General features: G+C 56.0%; 14 protein-coding genes. 6 read left to right on the top strand and 8 right to left on the bottom strand.

Annotated elements, in window-relative coordinates:
- Nucleotides 1-12: 12 nt before the first annotated feature.
- The 8 genes from carB to M0P74_06265 form a co-directional block, all read right to left on the bottom strand.
- On the bottom strand, nt 13-3,309 hold the full coding sequence (gene carB / locus M0P74_06300) for a carbamoyl-phosphate synthase large subunit (protein ID MCK9363195.1): 3,297 nt from the start codon (nt 3,307-3,309) through the stop codon (nt 13-15).
- A 1-nt stretch (nt 3,310) separates the two neighbouring features.
- Nucleotides 3,311-4,843 (bottom strand): glutamine-hydrolyzing GMP synthase, encoded by a 1,533-nt coding sequence (guaA, locus tag M0P74_06295; GenBank protein ID MCK9363194.1) that lies wholly within the window; start codon nt 4,841-4,843, stop codon nt 3,311-3,313.
- 3 nt (nt 4,844-4,846) lie between these two features.
- Nucleotides 4,847-6,094, bottom strand: a complete 1,248-nt coding sequence (carA, locus tag M0P74_06290; GenBank protein ID MCK9363193.1) for a glutamine-hydrolyzing carbamoyl-phosphate synthase small subunit — start codon at nt 6,092-6,094, stop codon at nt 4,847-4,849.
- Nucleotides 6,095-6,313: 219 nt separating this feature from the next.
- Complete coding sequence (locus tag M0P74_06285; protein ID MCK9363192.1) at nt 6,314-7,645, bottom strand: glutamine synthetase family protein; 1,332 nt, start codon at nt 7,643-7,645, stop codon at nt 6,314-6,316.
- A gap of 41 nt (nt 7,646-7,686) precedes the next feature.
- Nucleotides 7,687-10,035: an FAD-dependent oxidoreductase gene (locus M0P74_06280; protein ID MCK9363191.1), complete on the bottom strand. Its 2,349-nt coding sequence runs from the start codon at nt 10,033-10,035 to the stop codon at nt 7,687-7,689.
- Nucleotides 10,036-10,191: 156 nt separating this feature from the next.
- The gene (locus M0P74_06275; protein MCK9363190.1) at nt 10,192-11,817 is read right to left on the bottom strand and encodes a glutamate synthase-related protein; all 1,626 of its coding nucleotides are present in this window, start codon (nt 11,815-11,817) and stop codon (nt 10,192-10,194) included.
- Complete coding sequence (locus M0P74_06270) at nt 11,781-12,911, bottom strand: glutamate synthase (GenBank protein ID MCK9363189.1); 1,131 nt, start codon at nt 12,909-12,911, stop codon at nt 11,781-11,783. Before M0P74_06270 ends, M0P74_06275 begins: the two co-directional genes overlap by 37 nt.
- A gap of 272 nt (nt 12,912-13,183) precedes the next feature.
- A complete protein-coding gene (locus M0P74_06265; protein ID MCK9363188.1) occupies nt 13,184-14,707 on the bottom strand; it encodes a sigma 54-interacting transcriptional regulator in 1,524 nt (507 codons plus the stop codon).
- Between the two features lie 314 nt (nt 14,708-15,021).
- Between M0P74_06265 and M0P74_06260 the strand changes: the two genes are divergently transcribed.
- From M0P74_06260 to sucD, 6 genes are all read left to right on the top strand, one after another.
- Nucleotides 15,022-15,231 (top strand): 4Fe-4S binding protein, encoded by a 210-nt coding sequence (locus tag M0P74_06260; protein ID MCK9363187.1) that lies wholly within the window; start codon nt 15,022-15,024, stop codon nt 15,229-15,231.
- Between the two features lies 1 nt (nt 15,232).
- Complete coding sequence (locus M0P74_06255; protein ID MCK9363186.1) at nt 15,233-16,381, top strand: 2-oxoacid:acceptor oxidoreductase subunit alpha; 1,149 nt, start codon at nt 15,233-15,235, stop codon at nt 16,379-16,381.
- 1 nt (nt 16,382) lies between these two features.
- On the top strand, nt 16,383-17,186 hold the full coding sequence (locus tag M0P74_06250) for a 2-oxoacid:ferredoxin oxidoreductase subunit beta (GenBank protein MCK9363185.1): 804 nt from the start codon (nt 16,383-16,385) through the stop codon (nt 17,184-17,186).
- A 2-nt stretch (nt 17,187-17,188) separates the two neighbouring features.
- Entirely contained in the window at nt 17,189-17,731 is a 543-nt protein-coding gene (locus tag M0P74_06245) for a 2-oxoacid:acceptor oxidoreductase family protein (GenBank protein ID MCK9363184.1), read from the top strand.
- A 267-nt stretch (nt 17,732-17,998) separates the two neighbouring features.
- A complete protein-coding gene (sucC, locus tag M0P74_06240) occupies nt 17,999-19,162 on the top strand; it encodes an ADP-forming succinate--CoA ligase subunit beta (protein MCK9363183.1) in 1,164 nt (387 codons plus the stop codon).
- Between the two features lie 79 nt (nt 19,163-19,241).
- Nucleotides 19,242-20,168 carry a succinate--CoA ligase subunit alpha gene (sucD, locus tag M0P74_06235; GenBank protein ID MCK9363182.1) on the top strand — a complete coding sequence of 309 codons (927 nt, stop codon included), beginning with the start codon at nt 19,242-19,244 and terminating at the stop codon, nt 20,166-20,168.
- Nucleotides 20,169-20,208: the final 40 nt, after the last annotated feature.

Here is a 20,208-nt window from a genome sequence, read left to right as displayed (position 1 = left end):
TATGTTTTCGGTTCACGGTTTCCGGTTTCCGGTTTCCGGTTGACGGTTGACGGGTGACGGTTCACAGCGCCCGTTAACCGTAAACTGGTAACCGTCAACCTGTTGTTTCCTGTGATACTCCTGCAGCGGCGCCACCCCCCACGCTTCCTGCTTAAGGGCGTGGACCGCCTCGGCAAGCGCCCGGGCGCCGGAGAGGGTTGTTGTGTAGAGGACATTGTACAGGAGAGCTCCGCGCCTTATATGGTAGGCATCCAGGGAGGAACGCCGGCCCAGACTGACGTTGATCACAATCTGGAGTTCGCCGTTCTTGATATGATCGACGACGTGGGGACGGCCCTCGCTGACCTTATTGACTGTTTCAACCAAAACCCCATGCGCGCGCAATGTTGCCGCCGTTCCGCCGGTTGCGACGATCTTGAATCCCATTGCTGAAAAGGAGCGCGCGACGGGAACGATGCGTTCCTTGTAGAAATCATGCACGCTCAAAAACACCTTGCCCGAGAGGGGAATCTGGAACCCGGCGGCCATCTGCGATTTGGCGAAGGCCAGGCCGAAGGAGTGGTCGATGCCCATCACCTCGCCCGTTGATTTCATCTCCGGGCCGAGCAGGATATCGACGTCGGGGAAACGGTTGAACGGAAAAACCGCCTCTTTTACAGAAATATAATCGGGGCGCACCGGCACTGTGAAGCCCAGTTCCTCCAGTGTTTTCCCCAACATGACCTTCGTCGCCAGTTTGGCCAGCGGCACTCCGGTGGCCTTGCTGACAAACGGCACGGTGCGCGACGCCCGGGGATTCACCTCCAGCAGGTACAGTTTGTTATCCTTGATTGCGTACTGGATATTCATCAGGCCGATAACATGGAGTTCGGCGGCAATCGCCTTGGTCTGACTCTCAATCTTGGCGAGAATTTCCGGGGAAAAGGTCATCGCCGGCAAGACGCAGGCGCTGTCGCCGGAGTGGATGCCCGCTTCCTCGATATGTTCCATGATTCCGGCTACAACCGTTGTTTTTCCGTCGCTGATCGCATCGACATCGGCCTCGATTGCATCCTCGAGAAACTTGTCGATCAGCACTGGATGGCCGGCGGAAACCTCCAGCGCCCGCCCCATGAACAGCCGAAGACTCGCCTCGTCGTAGATGATTTCCATCGAACGTCCGCCGAGTACGTAAGAGGGGCGCACCAGAACCGGGTAACCGATGCGGCCGGCAACGCTTACCGCCTCCTCCTCAGTCATCGCCGTATCGTTGTCCGGCTGAAGCAGATCCAGTCGCCGCACAATCTCCTGAAAACGCTTCCGATCCTCCGCACGGTCGATCGCGTCGGGTGAGGTGCCCAGAATCGGCGCCCCCGCCTGCTCCAGACTGCGGGCCAGGTTTAGCGGGGTCTGCCCTCCGAATTGCACGATCACTCCTTCGGGCTTCTCCTCCTTCAGAATATGCAATACATCCTCGAGCGTTACCGGTTCGAAAAAGAGCCGATCCGAGGTGTCGTAGTCGGTGCTGACCGTCTCCGGGTTGGAATTTACCATGATGCTCTCCAACCCCTCCTCTCGAATCGCATACGAGGCATGGACGCAGCAGTAATCGAATTCGATCCCCTGACCGATCCGGTTCGGGCCGCCGCCGATGATCATGATCTTCTTTTTCCCGGAGGGCCGCGTCTCGGTTTCGGTTTCGTAGGTCGAATAATAATACGGGGTAAAGGCCTCGAATTCCGCCGCGCAGGTGTCAACAAGCTGGTAAACGGGAACGATTCCTGCGGCATAGCGACGAGCGCGGATTTCCTCCTCGGAGAGATCCCAGAGGGCGCCGAGATAACGGTCGGCAAAGCCAAGCCGTTTTGCGGCGTGAAGGTTATCGGTTGAGAACCCCTCCCTCCGGAGTTCTTCTTCGGCCACCACAAGCGACTGTATCTGGCGCAAAAACCAGAGGTCAATCATCGTAAGTTCATGTATTCGTTCAATAGTCATCTGGCGGCTGAACGCAATCGCGATATAGAAAAGCCGTAGCGAATTAGGTTTCTGCAGCTTCTGCTCCAACTCCTCGGGAGAACAGTCCTTTTCCTCTGCCGGGCCGTCCAGCAGACCGAAGCGCTTGATTTCCAGCGAGCGGATCGCCTTTTGCAGGGACTCGCGAAAGGTGCGGCCGATCGCCATCGTCTCGCCGACCGACTTCATTGACGTTGTCAAAAAATCTTCTGTTTCCGGAAACTTCTCGAATGTCCAGCGGGGAATTTTGACGACGCAGTAATCGAGCGTCGGCTCGAAGGACGCCATCGTTTCGCGGGTTATGTCGTTTCGAAGCTCATCAAGCGTGTAGCCGACGGCCAGCTTCGCGGCGATCTTCGCAATCGGGAAACCCGTCGCCTTCGAGGCAAGGGCGGACGAACGGGAAACGCGGGGGTTCATCTCGATGACGATCATCTCGCCGGTTTCCGGATGGAGCGCGAACTGGACGTTCGACCCCCCGGTCTCCACGCCGATCTCCCGGATGACCGCGATTGCCGCATCCCTCATTATCTGGTACTCGACGTCGGTCAGCGTCTGAGCCGGGGCTACGGTAATCGATTCGCCGGTGTGCACGCCCATCGGATCGAGATTCTCAATCGAACAGATGATGACGACGTTGTCTGCGCGATCGCGCATCACCTCGAGTTCGTACTCCTTCCAGCCGAGGGCGGACTGCTCCAGCATGATCTCGTGGATGAGCGAAGCATCGAGACCGCCCTTGGCGATGGCGGCGAGCTCTTCGCGGTTGTATGCTACCCCGCTGCCCGTCCCGCCAAGGGTGAACGAAGGGCGGATAATGATGGGGAACCCGATCTCGGCGGAAACGGCAAAAACCTCTTCCATCGTCCGGGCAAACCCACTTTTGGGAACCTTCAGGCCGATCTTTTCCATCGCGGCACGAAAGAGCTGCCGATCCTCCGCCTTGTGGATGGCCGCAAGCGACGCCCCGATCATCTCGACGCCGTATTTTTCCAGTACCCCCGACTCCGCGACCGCAACCGCCGTGTTCAGGCCGGTCTGCCCGCCGAGGGTAGGCAGCAACGCATCCGGTCTTTCTTTTTCAATAATCTTTTCAAGAACTTCTGGCGTAATAGGTTCTATATAGGTGCGATCTGCCGTTTCCGGGTCGGTCATGATCGTCGCCGGGTTGGAGTTGACCAGCACCACCTCATAGCCCTCCTCTGTGAGAGCCTTGCACGCCTGGGTGCCGGAATAGTCAAACTCGCAGGCCTGGCTGATGATGATAGGCCCGGAGCCGATGATCAGTATTTTTTTCAGGTCGGTTCTTTTCGGCATATCACTCCCATTCGATGGTGGCGGGCGGCTTCGAGCTGATGTCATAGACTACCCGGTTGACGCCGCGCACTTCATTGATGATCCGGTTGGAAATGCGCCCCAGGAGCTCATGCGGGAGCTTCGCCCAATCGGCGGTCATCGCGTCCTCGCTCGTCACCGCCCGGATCGCAATCGCATCCTCGTAGGTTCTCTGGTCGCCCATAATCCCGACGCTGCGGATCGGCAGCAAAACAGCGAACGACTGCCAGAGCTCCCGATACAACCCCGCCGCCTTGATCTCTTCCATCAGCGCCGCATCGGCGTTGCGCAGCACCGCGAGCCTTTTGGCGGTGACCTCGCCGACAATCCGCACGGCGAGTCCGGGTCCGGGAAAAGGCTGCCGCCAGATCAGCTCGTCGGACATCCCGAGCTCCTTCCCCAGCCGCCGCACCTCGTCCTTGAAGAGGTGCTTCAGCGGTTCGACGAGTTTCAGCTTCATGTGTTTCGGCAATCCGCCCACGTTGTGGTGGGATTTGATGACGGCGCTCGGCCCGCCGAAGGCCGAGTGCGACTCAATCAGGTCGGGGTAGAGGGTGCCTTGGGCAAGAAACTTCGCGTCCGGGATAGCGTTGGCCTCCCGGTCGAACACCTCGATAAAGGTGCGGCCGATAATCTTGCGCTTGCGTTCCGGATCGGTTACCCCCTTCAGCCTTTCCAGAAACGTCTTCCCCGCCCGGGCAAAACGCAGGTTCATCCGGAAATGCTTCCCGAAAACCTCCCGCACCTTTTTCCCTTCATCAAGGCGCAGCAGGCCGTTGTCAACGAAAACGCAGGTGAGGCGGCGGCCGATCGCCCGCTGCAGCAGGACAGCCGCGACCGAGGAATCAACCCCGCCGGACAGACCGAGCACCACCCGTTTGTCGCCGACCGTCTTTTGGATATCCACGATCGCGTCGCGGATGAAGGCGTTCATTGTCCAGCTCTTTTCACAGCGGCAGATCCCGAACAGGAAGTTTTCAATGATCTTTTTTCCGTGCACGGTATGGACGACCTCGGGGTGAAACTGCAGACCGTAGAGGCGGCGCTTGAGGTCTTCAGCGGCGGCGACCTCCGTGTTCTTCGTACCGGCGGTAACAGCAAAGCCCTGCGGCAGACGCCCGATCCGGTCTCCGTGGCTCATCCAGGAATTGGTTTTACCGGCAACTCCGGCCAGGAGCGCCCCTCCGTTCTCCGCCACTTTTAACTCGGCTAAGCCGTACTCCCGTTTTTGCGAGGCGATCACCTTGCCGCCGAGGGCATCTACCATGAACTGCAAGCCATAGCAGATTCCCAAAACCGGAACGCCCAGTGAAAATATACCCTTATCGACGCGCGGGGCATTCTTTTCGTAGATGCTGGCCGGCCCGCCGGAGAGAATAACCCCCTCGGGCTTCAAATCCCGAATCTTTTCAATCGCGATATCAGGTGGCTCGATCTGGCAGTACACCTGATGCTCACGGACGCGCCGGGCGATAAGCTGGTTGTACTGGGAACCGAAATCGATAATCAGAATCATTCTTTACTCCTTCTCCATGAGCTTGATGAACTCATCAAACAGATACGAGGCGTCGTGCGGACCCGGCGCCGCCTCTGGATGGTACTGAACGCTGAAGGCGGAAAGCTCCGGATAGAGAAGACCCTCCGATGTGCAATCGTTGAGGTTTTCCTGGCGGTTTATGGACATTAAGCTTTGCTTTGTTCTGCCCTCGGGAAGCGACTCGGGCAGTACCACAAAGCCGTGATTCTGCGAGGTTATTTCCACCTTTCCGCTGTGCATGTTGCGCACAGGCTGATTAATCCCGTGATGGCCGAACTTCAGCTTCGCTGTCCGGCCGCCAACCGCCTGCCCCAGGATCTGATGGCCGAGACAGATGCCGAAAATAGGCACCTTTCCCAGCAGGTTTTTCACTGTCTCGACGATGTACGGCAGGGCCGCCGGATCGCCGGGTCCGTTGGACAAAAGAACCCCGTCCGGCCGCAGGGCGAGGATTGCGTCGTGTGTCGTTGTGGCCGGAAAAACCAGCACCTCGCACCCCCGTTTCTCCAGGTTCCTCAAGATGTTGTATTTTACACCGCAATCAAGCACCACGACGCGACGCCGGGAGACAGCCCCGGGAAGGACGGCTGTATCGCCCGCTGATTCCGGTTCCGTGACACCAAAAGGCTTCTCCTCACCGGACGTGGCAACCTCGCCTGTTGCCGTTATCTTATGGGGATTGCCGTTTTTATGAACATTAAGCTCCGCTTTCCAGAGATAGGGAGTTTGACAGCTCACCTCCCGCACCAGATCGCGTCCGACCAGCCCCGGATACGCACGCACGCGCGCAAGCAAGGCATCAACGTCGTCTGTTTCGGTCGTGAGAATCCCCCGCATCGCCCCCGCGGTGCGAATACGGCGGGTCAGGGCGCGGGTGTCGATTCCTTCCACGCCAAGCTTGCCATGGCGCTCGAGAAATGTCTTCAAATCCTCCCGGGACCGCCAGTTGCTGGGAATATCCTGATACTCCCGGACGATAAAGCCCTCCAGATGTATGCCTGCGGATTCCATGTCATCGGGATTAATGCCGGTATTGCCAATCAGCGGGTAGGTCATGACGACGATCTGCCCCTTGTACGAGGGATCGGTCACGATCTCCTGATAGCCGGTCATGCCGGTATTAAAGACGACCTCTCCCAGCATCTCGCCGGCGCCGGCAAAGGCCTCGCCCCGATAAACGCTGCCGTCGTCAAGGACCAGCAGCGCAGTTTTTTGTCTTTTTTCAAACATAACCAATAACTCACAGTTTCCGGTTCACAGTTTCCGGTTGACGGTTTCCGGTTCACAGTTTCCGGTTCACGGTTTCCGGTCTGTTGGTATAACCGTCAACCGATAACCGTCAACCGTCAACCGTCAACCGTCAACTGAAAGGGGAGCTATCAGAAAGTTCCTTGCCCGTAAAGAAAATTTCGAAATAACTCCCCTGTATTGCATAGATAGGCATTACGCCTACAGCATTGGCAGATAACGGTCGATCTCGTACTGGCTTACATGGATACGGAAACGATCCCACTCGACCTTCTTGTTTTCGACGAACTTTTCAAAAATGTGCTCCCCTAAAGTTTCGCGAACCAGTTCGCTTTTCTGGACGATCTGCAGGGCCTCGTACAGGCTGCCCGGAAGGGAGGTGATGCCGGCCTCGGCACGGGCCTTTTCGTCCATCTCGAAGATGTCCGTCTCCACCGGCTCGGGAAGCTTGTAGCCCTTTTCAATCCCTTTGAGTCCCGCCGCCAGCATGACCGCAAAGGCCAGATACGGATTGCACGCCGGATCCGGTGAACGGTACTCCATCCGGGTGGCCTTCTCCTTGCCTGGCTTGTACATCGGCACACGCACCATCGCCGAGCGGTTGCGTCTTGCCCAGGCCACATAAACGGGGGCCTCGTACCCGGGAACCAGGCGTTTGTAAGAGTTGATCCACTGGTTGCAAATCGCCGTTATTTCAGGGGCATGCGTCATGATGCCGGCGATATACTGCTTGGCCGTCTTCGAAAGATTGTACTTGTCCTTGCCGTCAAAAAAGGTGTTTTTGTCGCCCTTGAACAGGGATTGATGGACATGCATGCCGCTTCCATTCTGTCCAAAAACCGGTTTCGGCATAAAGGTCGCGTAAACGCCGTTCAGCCGGGCAATCTCCTTGACCGCGGTGCGGTAGGTCATCACCTTGTCGGCCATTTTCAGCGCCTCGTCGTACCGCAGATCGATCTCGTGCTGGCTCGGGGCAACCTCGTGATGGCTGTACTCAACCCTGATGCCCATATCCTGCAGGGCAAAGATTGTCTGGCGACGCAGATCCGTCGCCCGGTCAACCGGCAGACCATCGAAATAGCCGCCCATATCCAGAAACTCCGGCGCCTTGTCGCTGGCGAAATAGAAAAATTCCAGCTCCGGGCCGACATAGAATGTGTATCCCTTGTCGGTCACCTTTTTCAGCGTCCTTCTCAAGACATACCGGGGATCGCCCTCGTACGGTTTCCCGTCCGGGGTCTGGATGTCGCAGATCATCCGTGCAACGGGCCGATCCGTGGGCCGCCAGGGGATAATCTGAAATGTTGTCGGATCTGGCATCGCGATCATGTCGCTTTCCTCAATCCGGCAGAAACCGGCGATGGAGGAACCATCGAATCCCATTCCCTCTTCCATCCCCATCTCCAGCTCGTCGGGGGTAATGCTGAAAATCTTCTGAACCCCCAGCACATCGGTGAACCAGAACTGAATGAAACTGACGTTTCTGTCTTTTACCACCTTCAAGACATCCTTGCTGGTCTTTAAATCATACATGGCTTTCTCCTTCGCTTAAGCAAATTAATTACCCTTATCGGCTATTCCAGCGGAACATTGGCGACAAGATTCCATACACCCGTCGGACAGACGCCCGCACAGGTTCCGCAACCGATGCAGAGACTGTCCTCAACGACATATTCAAAACGTCCATCTTCTCCTTCCTTACGGGAAATCGCGTTCTGCGGGCAGGCCGTCTCACACATCCCGCAATCCCGGCAGCCGCCGCAGGACGCGCAATTAGCCGCGCACGCAACGATGTCCTCGAAATGCTGGGGGCGCGGATCGTAATACTGGAGTTTCACCCGTTCAACAGCGATCGTCGGAATCTGATCGTATGTTTCTTCCCGGCCCCGCAGCATGTCGTCAATCGCCACCGCCGCCTTGCGGCCGGAACCGATCGCATCGGTCAGAAGGCCCAGACGCGCGGCATCTCCCACCGCATAGACGCCGGGCGCGGAGGTCTGATAGTTGGCATCAATCGAGATAAAACCCCGTTCTGTTTTTATCTCGTCCGGCAGAAACGAAAGTTCGGGCTGATCGCCCACGGCCATGATCACCGTATCCGCGGGGAGGACTTCCCCATCCGTCAGCTCCACGCCGACCTCAGTTATCTGCTTGGTAAAGCGCGGCCAGAGAAAAGTCGCCCCTGCGTCTTCCGCGCTTTTTCGCTCTTTTCCCGACGACGCTGGTTTCTGGACGTCAATCAGGACAATCGACTCGGCCCCGAGACGAAACGCCTCTGAGGCGGCGTCGCAGCCAACGTTTCCCGCGCCGATGATCACCACCCTTTTGCCGACCTTGGCACAATCGAGCCTGCTGTCGCGGAGAAAATAGAGCGCCGGAATCACCCGTTCGTGGCCGGGAACCGGTATCACCCGTCCCTTCTGGGCGCCAACGGCGATCACCACGGCATCAAATTTCTCCCGCAGTTTTATGAACTCCTCTTTTCTCAACGGATGCTTGAGCGCAACGAGGGGCAGCTCCTGCTCCATGCGCTTGAGTTCATGATTGACAACTTCGTCCGGAATCCGGCTGCGGGGAATTGTCGCCGTGATCTTCCCTCCCGTTTTCCCCCGGGCATCGTGGAGCACTGCTTCGTGCCCCTTCATCCGCAATTGCCACGCAACCGATAAACCCGACGGCCCGCCGCCGATCACGGCGATTCTCTTGCCGGACGAAGGCGGCGCTTTGGGAACTGTGGCGTTCAGGCTGGCCCGGCCCAGAACCATCGTGTCAATGGCTTCAAGATCGGACTGCTGACGGGTGCAACTCTGCTTGCAGAGATTGGGACACAGGTATCCGCATACCGTGGCCGGAAAGGGTGTGTACTGCAGAGCCAAATCAACCGCCTCCTGGACTTTCCCCTTGCGGATCAGATCCCACCGCTTCCGCACGGGGATGCCGGTTGGACAGGCGGCCTGGCAGGGGGGCAGGTATTTCTCGTTTTCCCAGACGGGGACAAAACGGCGCAGCTCTCCGGTTGTCAGCACCGGGATAGGGGTGCGATCGCCGGAAGACAGATCGCCGATCAATCCGCCCTTGCCCAGTTCGCGATCCCAGCTCTCCTCCCGGAACTGCTTGATATGGATTGCGTTATCCTTCTTTTCGTAAGGCTTCCTGGCAACTATGACCTGCCATTCGCTCCGGTCGCCGGTAAGCTTGGGCAGGATTTTCAGCTTTGGCAGAAGCGCCGGCCGACATGTCGCTTCCAAAAAAACGGCCATCCCGACTTTCAACCAGCTCCACTCTTCGTCGTCAGGCGCCCTCATATAGGCATCCCGTTCGCTGAAACCTTTGTGGGGACCCCGGAAAAAAACCTTTCCCCCCACCATCCCTACGCAGGGACGATAGCCCAGAACATTGTCCTTTTCATGCGCCTCATAGCCACAGACTACGGCGATGCCCCCGGCCATGAATTCGCCAAAAAAATCCCCTACTCCCCCCAACACCCACAACTCCGGCGGTTCAAAGCGGGGATTGTGTTTGGTCATCGTCATTCCGCGCGCCCCAATATCGCCGCCCACATAGATCTTTCCCTGGGCCATCGCATTGCCGACGCCGTTTGTCGCATGGCCCTGGACCGCAATGTAGGCGCCGGAATTAAGCCATCCCAGGTCATCGGAAGCAGGGCCTTCGACATAGATCCGCGTTCCCGGGAAACCCATGGAGCCGACGCGCTGGCCCGAGGAGCCCTTGATTCGCAGATGCACCGGTTCGTTTCCGGAGCTCCAGATTCGGCCACCGAGACCATGCTGGCCATAGGCAATTACTTCAATATTCCGGTGTCCTGCAAGAACGGCCTGCTGAATTCGTCCCTCAATAATCCGGGAATCAACCCGAGCGCCATTTTCCATACCATCTATCACTATTGTCGTTTCGTTTGACATGAAAACTCCTTCTATCGTTCCTCGAATGCCTGGGACGATCCAATCTGCCTGAAACAACCGCCCCGGACGCGACTTAAGCGCGTCCCTCCAGCCAAATTTTACGAAAATCAGGCTTCTGCTTTATGCCTGCCCCCGGTATGGGGGTTTGTGCTACAGTTACAGCACATACCTTATGCCGAGATGTTGGGAGGCGCTGTAATCGGCGATCCCGAGCGCATCGGACATGCCGATCGGCAGTGAAGTGGAACGGCCGAGCGGGGCCACGATCTTTTTCAATTCAGTATCGAAGCTGACCACAACCTCGACAAGACGTTCGGCCACCTTTTCCGGATCGAGACGCCGATAGAGCCTCGGGTCCTGCGAGGTGATCCCTTTCGGACAAACGCCGACATTGCAAACATTGCAGCGATCTGTCTCCGAACCGAGACAGCCGGCCGTTGCCTGCAGGATGTACTTGCCGACCTGTACGGCGCTTGCCCCCAACATGATCAGAGAGGCGGCGTTGGCCGCGAGATTGCCGTTTTTACCGATGCCGCCGCCGGCAATAATCGGTATCTCGTTTTGCTTGCCGATTTTGACAAGATTGAGATAGGCGTCCCGGACATTGCTGGCGATGGGATGTCCCATGTGATCCATCGAGATGTTGTAGGCCGCCCCGGTTCCTCCGTCTTCGCCATCTATTGCCAGCGCCGACGCATAGGGATTGCGGGCCAGGTTATTCAATACCGCGAGTGATGTGGATGTTGCAGATATCTTCGGATAAACCGGGACGCGGAATCCCCAGGCCATAGACATCGACTGGATCATCTTGGCAACCGCCTCCTCGATCGAGTATTTCGTCTGGTGGGTCGGCGGGCTGGGCAGGTTGATTCCCGGAGGCACGCCCCGGATCGCGGCGATCATCTTGTTTACCTTGTACCACATCAGCAGGCCGCCGTCTCCGGGCTTCGCCCCCTGGCCGTATTTAATCTCAATCGCGCAGGGATCCTCTTTCATCTCCGGCAGGGCATGGATAATTTCATCCCAGCCGAAATAACCGCTGGCAATTTGCAGGATAACGTACTTTAGAAAGCGCGAGCGCAGCAGACGGGGGGGACAGCCACCTTCGCCGGTGCCGATGCGAACCGGCATTCCCAGCTCCTCGTTCAGATAGGCAACCCCCATCTGAAGCCCTTCCCACATCGTCGGCGACAAGGCGCCAAACGACATGCCGCCGATAATGAGCGGATAGATCTCACGGACCGGCGGCTGCCAGCTTGTCTCGCTCATGGCCTCTTCCGGAGGCAAAACGCGACCCAGCAGCGTCCGCAGTTCGAATTCATGACGGCCCGCGTCGAGCGCCGGATCGGTCAGCATGGAGATGCGGACGAACTTGAGCGCGTCCAGTAAGCTCTCCCGGGAATTACGGCGGCCGCCCCGTCGCCGCGGGACGCCTCCCTGATTGATATGAAAGCGCAGCTTGTCGGGTTCGTCATTATGAATCGGCATGATTGCCCCGTTCGGACAGACCATGGCGCACATCCCGCAACCCGTGCAGGCATGGGGAACATCGGTCTTCTGGCGAACGCCATGATAGACGCCGAAGACATTGGACGGTTTTTCGACGAGTCCCAGCGGCACCTGCATAATCCTTTTCCGATGCACCCCTATGTCAATTGCCTGTACGGGACAAACGGCGGTGCACTGACCGCACAAGGTGCATTTTTCCTTATTCCAGACGATCTGCCAGGGCAGATCCTTCACTCCTAATGAAGACGGCTTAATCTGGCCATCTGGTTCCATTGCCCAACCTCCTGACGTTGTGGTGCGACAAATACCGTATCGTATTTCATCGGTTGATAATCCTTGCTTTTATCGCGTGACGGTATCGCCTCGTCCAGGCCGCACATCTCCGAGGAAAACGCATACAGCCCTGGATGACCGCCAACTATCCCAGGCCGCAGCTTCTTTGAGTCCTGCAGCATGAACATGGTTTTGTCGGGCAGGCAGCCGATGACGCAGTTCGGCCCGTCGATAATCATCGGCCGGCAACTCTGTTTTAGTCGGCGGAGCCAGGGACCATCGGGATGCTGTGCCAGTTCTTCGTCTTTCAGCGGCGTAACTATATGTTTATAAGTCTCCAGATCAAGATGGAGGTGCTGATAAGTATAGTGAAGAATATGGGTAAATACTTCGGAATCGGATTTATAGCCGACATAGCCCGGGTCCTTCCGCGACATCAGAAATTCGCGGATCGGGACAAATGCGGTATTTTCGCCGTTCGTCATTGTTGAAATCCCCTGGAGAAAAAACGGATGACAGGCGTCAATGTCGATCGCGTAGTTGGTGTTCTGCCGTCCCTGGGCCATGATGACGCGCGCCTGCAATTCCTTGCGTTCCAACCCCAGATAATTTGCGATTTCCATCGGATCGCCGATCTCCTTGAGCATGATTACATCCGGCCAGAAGCTGAATACCGTCATCGAACCGTTTTTTTCACCCATCTCGCGCAGGTCAAGCCGGCACATCATCAGCCGCCGTTCCCTTTCCTCATCGGGAAGATTTTCCCAAGCAACGGGATATTCATAAACGCGAATCAAATAATTATCCCGGTGCGGCGTCCCCTCGGGGGGGCGCTTCGAGGGGCGGAACGAGAGCTTGTACTTGGTCATAAAATCCATATCGAGCATGTAACGGTCCAGGTTTTTAATGCCCTCGTTGGAAAATATGCCGGACAGGATCGGCCCGCCCTTGAATTGCTCGAAATCCCCACCCAGGTCGGTCATGAAAAGCCCGATTCCCGAACCGTCATGCCCCTCCTTCATGACGTCAAGGGCGCGGATCGCCACCATCGGCGATAACGGTTCCTGACTCGTGACGGCAAACAGTCTGCACATAACACCCTACCTTTCCTGTTATAAAAAAACATATCTGAATTTCAGCGGCGCCTGTCATTTATTTATACCCATGTTTAGCAGGGCAAGCCTTTGCGTCTCTTGTTCCATTATGGCAACCGGACATATAAGCCAAATGTATGCCAAGAAATACAAAACTATCTATCAACCTGATGCAACGACGTTTTAAACACCGGGCAACCTTAATAGCGTCAATTCTGGTTGATCCCGAGTAACAAAAATGTATCATCACCCAATAAACAAACAAAAATGTATCATTTCTTGCGGAAGGAGCGGTAATCTATGCCCAGTTTACTGATACGGTATTGCATGATCCGTTTTGTCGTTCCCAGCAGCTTGGCCGCCCGGGTTTGGTTCCCGGCCGTTTCCCGCAGGGCGTTGACAATCATAGCTCGTTCCTCTGATTTTACTGCCGCGTCGAGCCTGCTGAACGCCGTTTTGACGACCTCTTCAATGCAACTTTGCAGGGAGGGGGGCAGATGTTCCGGTTCAATGGTTGCTCCGTGCGCGACAAGAATGGCCCGCTCTATGCAGTTTTCCAGTTCCCGGACATTGCCCGGCCAATGATAGGCCATAAAAATATCAGATACAGCCGGGGAAATTTTCTGCGCCGGTTTTCCTGTTTCTCTTGAATATTTAACGACAAAGTGATCGGCCAAAAGCAGGATGTCTGTCCCCCGTTCGCGCAGCGGCGGCAGGTAGATGGGAAAGACGTTTAACCGGTAAAAAAGATCGGAGCGGAAACGGCCCAGAGAAACATCCTGCTCCAGATTGCGGTTGGTCGCCGCGATGATCCGCACATCAACTTTGATCAGGCGGGAAGAGCCCAGCGGCTGGAACTGTCTTTCCTGCAGGACCCGCAGCAGTTTGGCCTGGGCGGAAAAGGAGAGCTCGCCTATTTCATCGAGTAAAATCGTTCCCCCATTGGCTTCTTCAAAACGCCCCCGGCGCCTCGCCAGGGCGCCGGTAAAGGCCCCCCGTTCGTGCCCGAACAGCTCGCTTTCGAGCAGTGTCTCCGGAATTGCAGCACAGTTCACCTGCACAAGCTGCCCCTTCATGCGGGGACTGTTGTTATGGATTGCCCGGGAGACCAGTTCCTTGCCGGTTCCGGTTTCACCATGGAGCAGCACTGTTGTATTGGAATCGGCTACCTGGGCGATCATTTGAAAAACGGCCTGCATGGCCCGGGAACGACCGATAATGTCAAAAGTGGGAAGACGGTTGCTGCCGATTAGATCGCGCAGGCGGCGGTTTTCTTCTTCCATGGTCCTGCTGTGAACCGCCTTGGCAAGCATTTCGGCTACTGCGGAGAGAATAGCTATTTCCTTTTCTATATCAGCAACTTGCTTGGCTGCTTTGTCCGCCGACAACACCCCCACGACCTGAGTCCCGTAAATTATAGGGACACAAAGGAATGATAGCTCTGAGCGGTTTAAAAAACGGCGGGCGCCGGTTCGGTCGAGAAAATGGAGCTCTTTCCCCAGATTCTCAATGGCAAGTGGTCTCCCTGTCTGCGCAACCTTGCCGGTAATACCTTCGCCGGGAAGGTATGTCACGTTTATGCTTTTGATATCAACGCCATAAACAACATCCAGCCAGGCCTCCCTGGTCTCGCGATCCAGGAGAGAAACCATTCCGCGCTGCATCCCCAGACGAGCGCTCATCTCCTGCAGGGCCTGAGTGATCTGTTCTTTCAGCTCCCCCGGTTTTGCCAGAATCCGCGCAATTGCATGCAGCGCGGCCAGTTCCTCAAAGCTGTAGATGCCCTGACCATTCATTCCCTTCTTCTTGCCCTCCCGATTTGATATTGGAATAGACGCCATTTGGCTTAAAAATGCAACATATATATATGCATCACCGCTGCAAATCAAAAGGCCCGCTAAAATTTGCTGAATGTATTATATCAAACATCCTGACCATTTAAAATATTGTTGACACATCAAACATCCTTCGTTATAAACAACACAGTTTTAAAGAAACCCTACCGCAAATTTTTATGTATTTTTTAGAATCGCAAAAGCAGCTCTTTGCAGGGCAAAAGATAGATTGATGAGGCGCATCCCCTAAATGGTTGGAACGGGCAAGGCAACGTATGGCGAAACCAAAACTTAAACGTCATGTGATCAACCGGAACTGGTGCAAGGGATGTGGAATCTGCGTCCATTTTTGCCCCAAAAAGGTTCTGGAACTGGATGACCAGGAAAAAGCGATTGCCGCAAGACCCCAGGATTGCATAGCTTGCAAGCTTTGCGAGCTGAGGTGCCCGGATCTGGCAATTGTGGTCGAAACGGAGCAGGAGTAAAATGGGCGGACAAGTGAAATTTGTGCAGGGAAATGAGGCCTGTGTTGAGGGCGCCCTTTACGCCGGTCTTGGTTTTTTTGCCGGTTACCCGATCACCCCATCCACCGAGATCGCGGAACTGCTGTCGGCGCGTCTGCCGCAAAAACGCGGGATATTCATGCAGATGGAGGACGAAATCGCCTCGATCTGCGCGATTATCGGCGCGTCCCTGACCGGCAACAAGGCGATGACGGCGACAAGCGGTCCCGGGTTTTCACTGATGCAGGAGGCATTGGGGTTCGCGGTCATGGCGGAGATTCCCTGCGTGATAGTCGATGTCCAGCGCGGCGGTCCTTCGACAGGATTGCCGACCAAACTCAGTCAGGGAGACGTCAACCAGGCCCGTTGGGGCACCCACGGGGACCATGCAATTGTAGCCTTGACGGCCTCCAACCATCAGGACGTCTTTTCGATTACAGTTGACGCGTTCAACTTTGCGGAAACTTATCGCACCCCGGTTATTCTGCTGTTCGACGAAGTGATCGGGCATATGCGGGAACGTCTCGAGATTCCCCCTGCCGGCCAGTTGCCCCTTGTGGAAAGATTGAAGACATCCCTCCCGGATGGGGTTGACTACCATCCCTATCTCCCCCGCGAGGACGGCAGGCTCCCGATGTCCGATTTTGGGGGCGTTCATCGCTATAATGTCACCGGACTTTTTCACGACATGTGGGGCTTCCCCTCCGAAGACCCCAAGGTAGTTTACGGATTGATGCGCCACCTGACGGACAAGATCGAACATCATGTCGATGATCTGACGAGATACCGGGAATATTATGCCGAAGACGCTGAAACGCTCTTGATTTCCTATGGCTCATCGGCCCGTTCCGCATTGCACGTGGTTATGAACCGCCGTCAACGCGGAGAGAGGCTTGGCTTGCTGGAACTTCAGACCCTGTGGCCGTTTCCTGCCGCGCTGGTCAGGGAAAAGGCACAAAATGCCCGGTATGTGGTGGTCGTGGAGATGAACATGGGACAGGTTCTCCAGTCCGTCAAGTCGGCGGTGGAAAGGCCGGATAAGGTCTCTCTGGCCAACCAGGTGGACGGAACCCTGATTACCCCGACGACAATCTTGAATATTCTCCGAATAATCCAGGGAAGAGGAGTGTAGCATGGGCACAAGGGAGTACATCCGCGAACGGTTCTTCCCCCACCTCTGGTGTCCGGGATGCGGGCATGGAATCATCTTGAACGGCCTGCTTCATGCCGTTGAGAATATTGGACTCAAAAAAAACGACATCGTGATGGTATCGGGAATCGGCTGTTCCTCGCGCATCTCGGGATATCTCGATTTTCATACGCTGCACACAATCCATGGCCGGGCGCTGGCGTTTGCCGCCGGCGTAAAGATGAGCCGTCCGGAGCTGACGCTGCTGGTGCCGATGGGAGATGGGGATGCCCTCTCCATCGGGGGCAATCATTTCATCCATGCCTGTCGCAGAAACATCGACATGACGGCTATCGTCATGAACAACCGTGTTTACGGAATGACCGGCGGCCAGTACTCGCCTCTGTCCGGATACGGCACCTACGCGACAACCGCCCCCTACATGAACATCGATCCGGATTTCGATGTCGTTGCCATGGCCGTTGCGTCCGGGGCGTCCTTTGTGGCCCGTTCCACAACCTACCATATAAAGCAATTGACTGATGCGCTGGAAGCGGCAATTCTCCACAGGGGATTCTCGGTCGTTGAAGTCATGAGTCAATGTCCCACGTACTTTGGCAGAAAGAACAAAGAGGGCAGCGCCTCTGAGATGATGGAGAGGTTCAAAACACGCACGACCCCCATCGGTTCCCAGGCAAAGCTGGCGGATTCCTCGCTGATCGAACGGGGGATTTTCGTCAACAGAGAGGCGCCGGAGTACTGTGATGAATATCACAACATCATCGAACGGGCGACAAAGGGCAAGTAATTATGGAACGATGCAGAATGGTTTTTTCCGGTTCCGGCGGGCAGGGGGTGATCACCGCGGCGATTATTCTGGCGGAGGCTGCCGTGCTATATGAAAACCTGATTGCGGTGCAGGCTCAATCTTACGGCCCGGAAGCGCGGGGAGGCGCCACCCGCTCCGACGTCATCATCGCCGATTCGCCGATCTACTTTCCGAAGGTGACCCAACCCAATGTTCTGGTTTGTCTGACCCAGCAGGCTTACGCCGGTTTCTCATCGATAATCCGTCCAGGGGGGCTGCTTCTTACCGACGCCCGCTACGTAAAAACGGAGAAGAAGGTGGAGGCGCGGCAGCTTAATCTGCCCATGTACGATACGGTTATGGAAAAGATCGGCAAACCCATCGTATTTAACATATTTATGCTCGGCACGTTGATCGGGCTTACGCGCCTGGTGCGTCCTGAATCCATCATAAAGGTGCTGGAAAAACAGATACCGCCAGGGTTCCTTGCGATGAATCAGCAGGCCTTGGATCTTGGACTTAAACTCGGCGAGGAATTCCGGTAAGCGAATACTGCGCAGGGGTTAAAACAGACAAGGCCTTAAATGGCGGTGATATTTGGGGAAGTATAGATAATCACGGATGCTTTCTTCTTCTGTTTTACAAAACACTAAGTTTCATTATTCAGATTTCTTGCCCGTAAAACGGCCTGTTTTTTAAGCGGGCTCTTTGCGAGTCGGGACGAGGCCATCATAGAAAAAATATGGCAATGAATCCTCATGCCCGGTTTTTGCGATGCCAAACATGAATATATAATCCCTGGAGGCACATAGATGAAGATCCACGAGTATCAGGCAAAGGAACTCCTTCGGGAATACGGGATTCCCGTTTCCCGCGGAGGATCGGCTGCCACCCCGGAGGAGGCGCGCCGCGCGGCTGGGGAATTATCGGGAAAAGTCGTAATAAAGGCGCAGATTCACTCCGGGGGGAGGGGCAAGGGGGGAGGGGTCAAGCCCGCTGCTTCACCGGAAGAGGCGTTTGCCGTCTCCGAAAAGATCATCGGGATGCAGCTTGTCACCCATCAGACCGGCCCAGAAGGGAAGAAGGTGCGCCGCGTGCTGGTGGAGGAGGCGTCGGAGGTGCAAAGGGAATTATACCTGAGCCTTTTGGTGGATCGATCGCAAAAAAGGGAATGCGTTGTCTTGATGGCGTCGGAAGCGGGCGGCATGGAGATAGAAAAGGTGGCTGCCGAATCTCCCGAGAAGATCGTTTCCTGCGCAATCCACCCGGTTGTGGGATTCAGCCCCTTCCAGGCGCGAAAACTGGCCGCTGCTCTTCATTTAAACGCCGAACAGCGCCAAACATTTGCCGAGATTGTCCGCAACCTCTACCGGTTGTTTTTGGACAAGGATTGTTCCCTTTTAGAGATAAACCCGCTGGCAATTACCGCAGACGGCCGACTGCTCGCCCTCGATGCCAAGCTTGATTTCGACGATGACGGACTCTACCGCCATCCGGAAATAAAGGGGCTGCGGGATCAGGACGAAGAGGCCCCCCTGGAGGTAGCGGCAAAAAATGCCTCAGTAAACTATATAAAATTAGAGGGGAACGTCGGCTGCATGGTCAATGGGGCGGGGCTTGCGATGACGACGATGGACATGATCAAGATGGCGGGCGGGGAACCGGCCAACTTCCTCGATGTCGGCGGTGGCGCATCGCCGGAACAAATTGAAAAAGCTTTCAAAATCCTGACCGCCGATCCCCATGTAAAGTGCATCCTCGTAAACATCTTTGGCGGCATTCTTCGGTGCGACAGGGTTTCCGCCGGGCTGATCCAGGCCGCTCGCAATATCGAGATTAAGCTGCCGCTGGTGGTGAGGCTCCAGGGGACGAATGTTGCCGAAGGCAGAAAGATGCTCAATGAATCGGGGCTCCGGTTCACGGTGGCGGAGGGTCTTTACGAGGCGGCCCAGCAGGCTGTCGCTCTGGTGCCGTAAGCTTGCCTAACCAAGTGTCGCCTTCGTAAAAAGGCGGACTTTGATTAAAAAATGAAAGACGTCGAGGAGAGAATTTCCTATGGCCATATTGCTGGATGAAGAGTCACGGATTGTAATTCAGGGGATCACCGGCTCCGAAGGGAGCTTTCACACCCGGGAAGCGGTGAAGATGGGAACAAGGATTGTTGCCGGCGTTACTCCGGGCAAAGGGGGTGCAGAATTGGACGGCATCCCCGTTTATGAGTGCGTGGCGGATGCCGTTAAAAGGCATGGGGCCAATGTTTCCGCGATCTACACGCCGGCGGCCTTTACCCCGGATGCCGTCTTCGAGGCTATTGAAGCGGGCATTGAGCTTATAGTCTGCATGACGGAGGGAATTCCCGTCCTCGAGATGGTTCGCGTAAAACAGGCGCTGAAGGGGTCCAGGGCCAGAATGATCGGCCCGAACTGCCCGGGAATCACAACCCCGGGAGTAGGAAAGGTCGGCTTCATGCCGAACTTTATCCATAAACAGGGAAACGTCGGAGTTGTCTCGCGCAGCGGCACCCTCACCTACGAGGTGATCTGGCAGTTGACGAATCTGGGAATAGGCCAGTCAACCTCGGTAGGAATAGGCGGAGACCCGATTGTCGGCTCAGGCTTTACGGACATCCTGTACCTGTTCGAACATGATCCGCAGACAGAGGCTATTGTCATGATTGGCGAGATCGGCGGCACGGCGGAAGAAGAGGCGGCGGAGTTCATCATCTCGCAGGTGAAAAAACCGGTCGTCTCCTTTATTGCCGGCAGAACCGCCCCGCCGGGACGGCGGATGGGGCATGCCGGGGCGATCATCTCCGGCGGAAAAGGAACAGCCGCCGATAAATTCAAGGCCCTCGAAAATGCCGGCGTTATCGTGGAGAAAAATCCCGCCGAGCTGGGTCAGCGGATGGCGGAAATTCTCAAAAAAAAAATAGCAATGTCAGACTCCGTTTTTCCCTTGACAAAAAGGGAAAAGAAGCTTTAGACCGCAAACACAACAGACTGGAAAAATACTGAGGGAGGAA

Source organism: Syntrophales bacterium, assembly GCA_023229765.1.
Lineage (GTDB): Bacteria > Desulfobacterota > Syntrophia > Syntrophales > UBA5619 > DYTH01.
The sequence above is the reverse complement of the archived record's forward strand: the minus strand, read 5'-3'. Positions and strand labels throughout refer to the sequence as shown.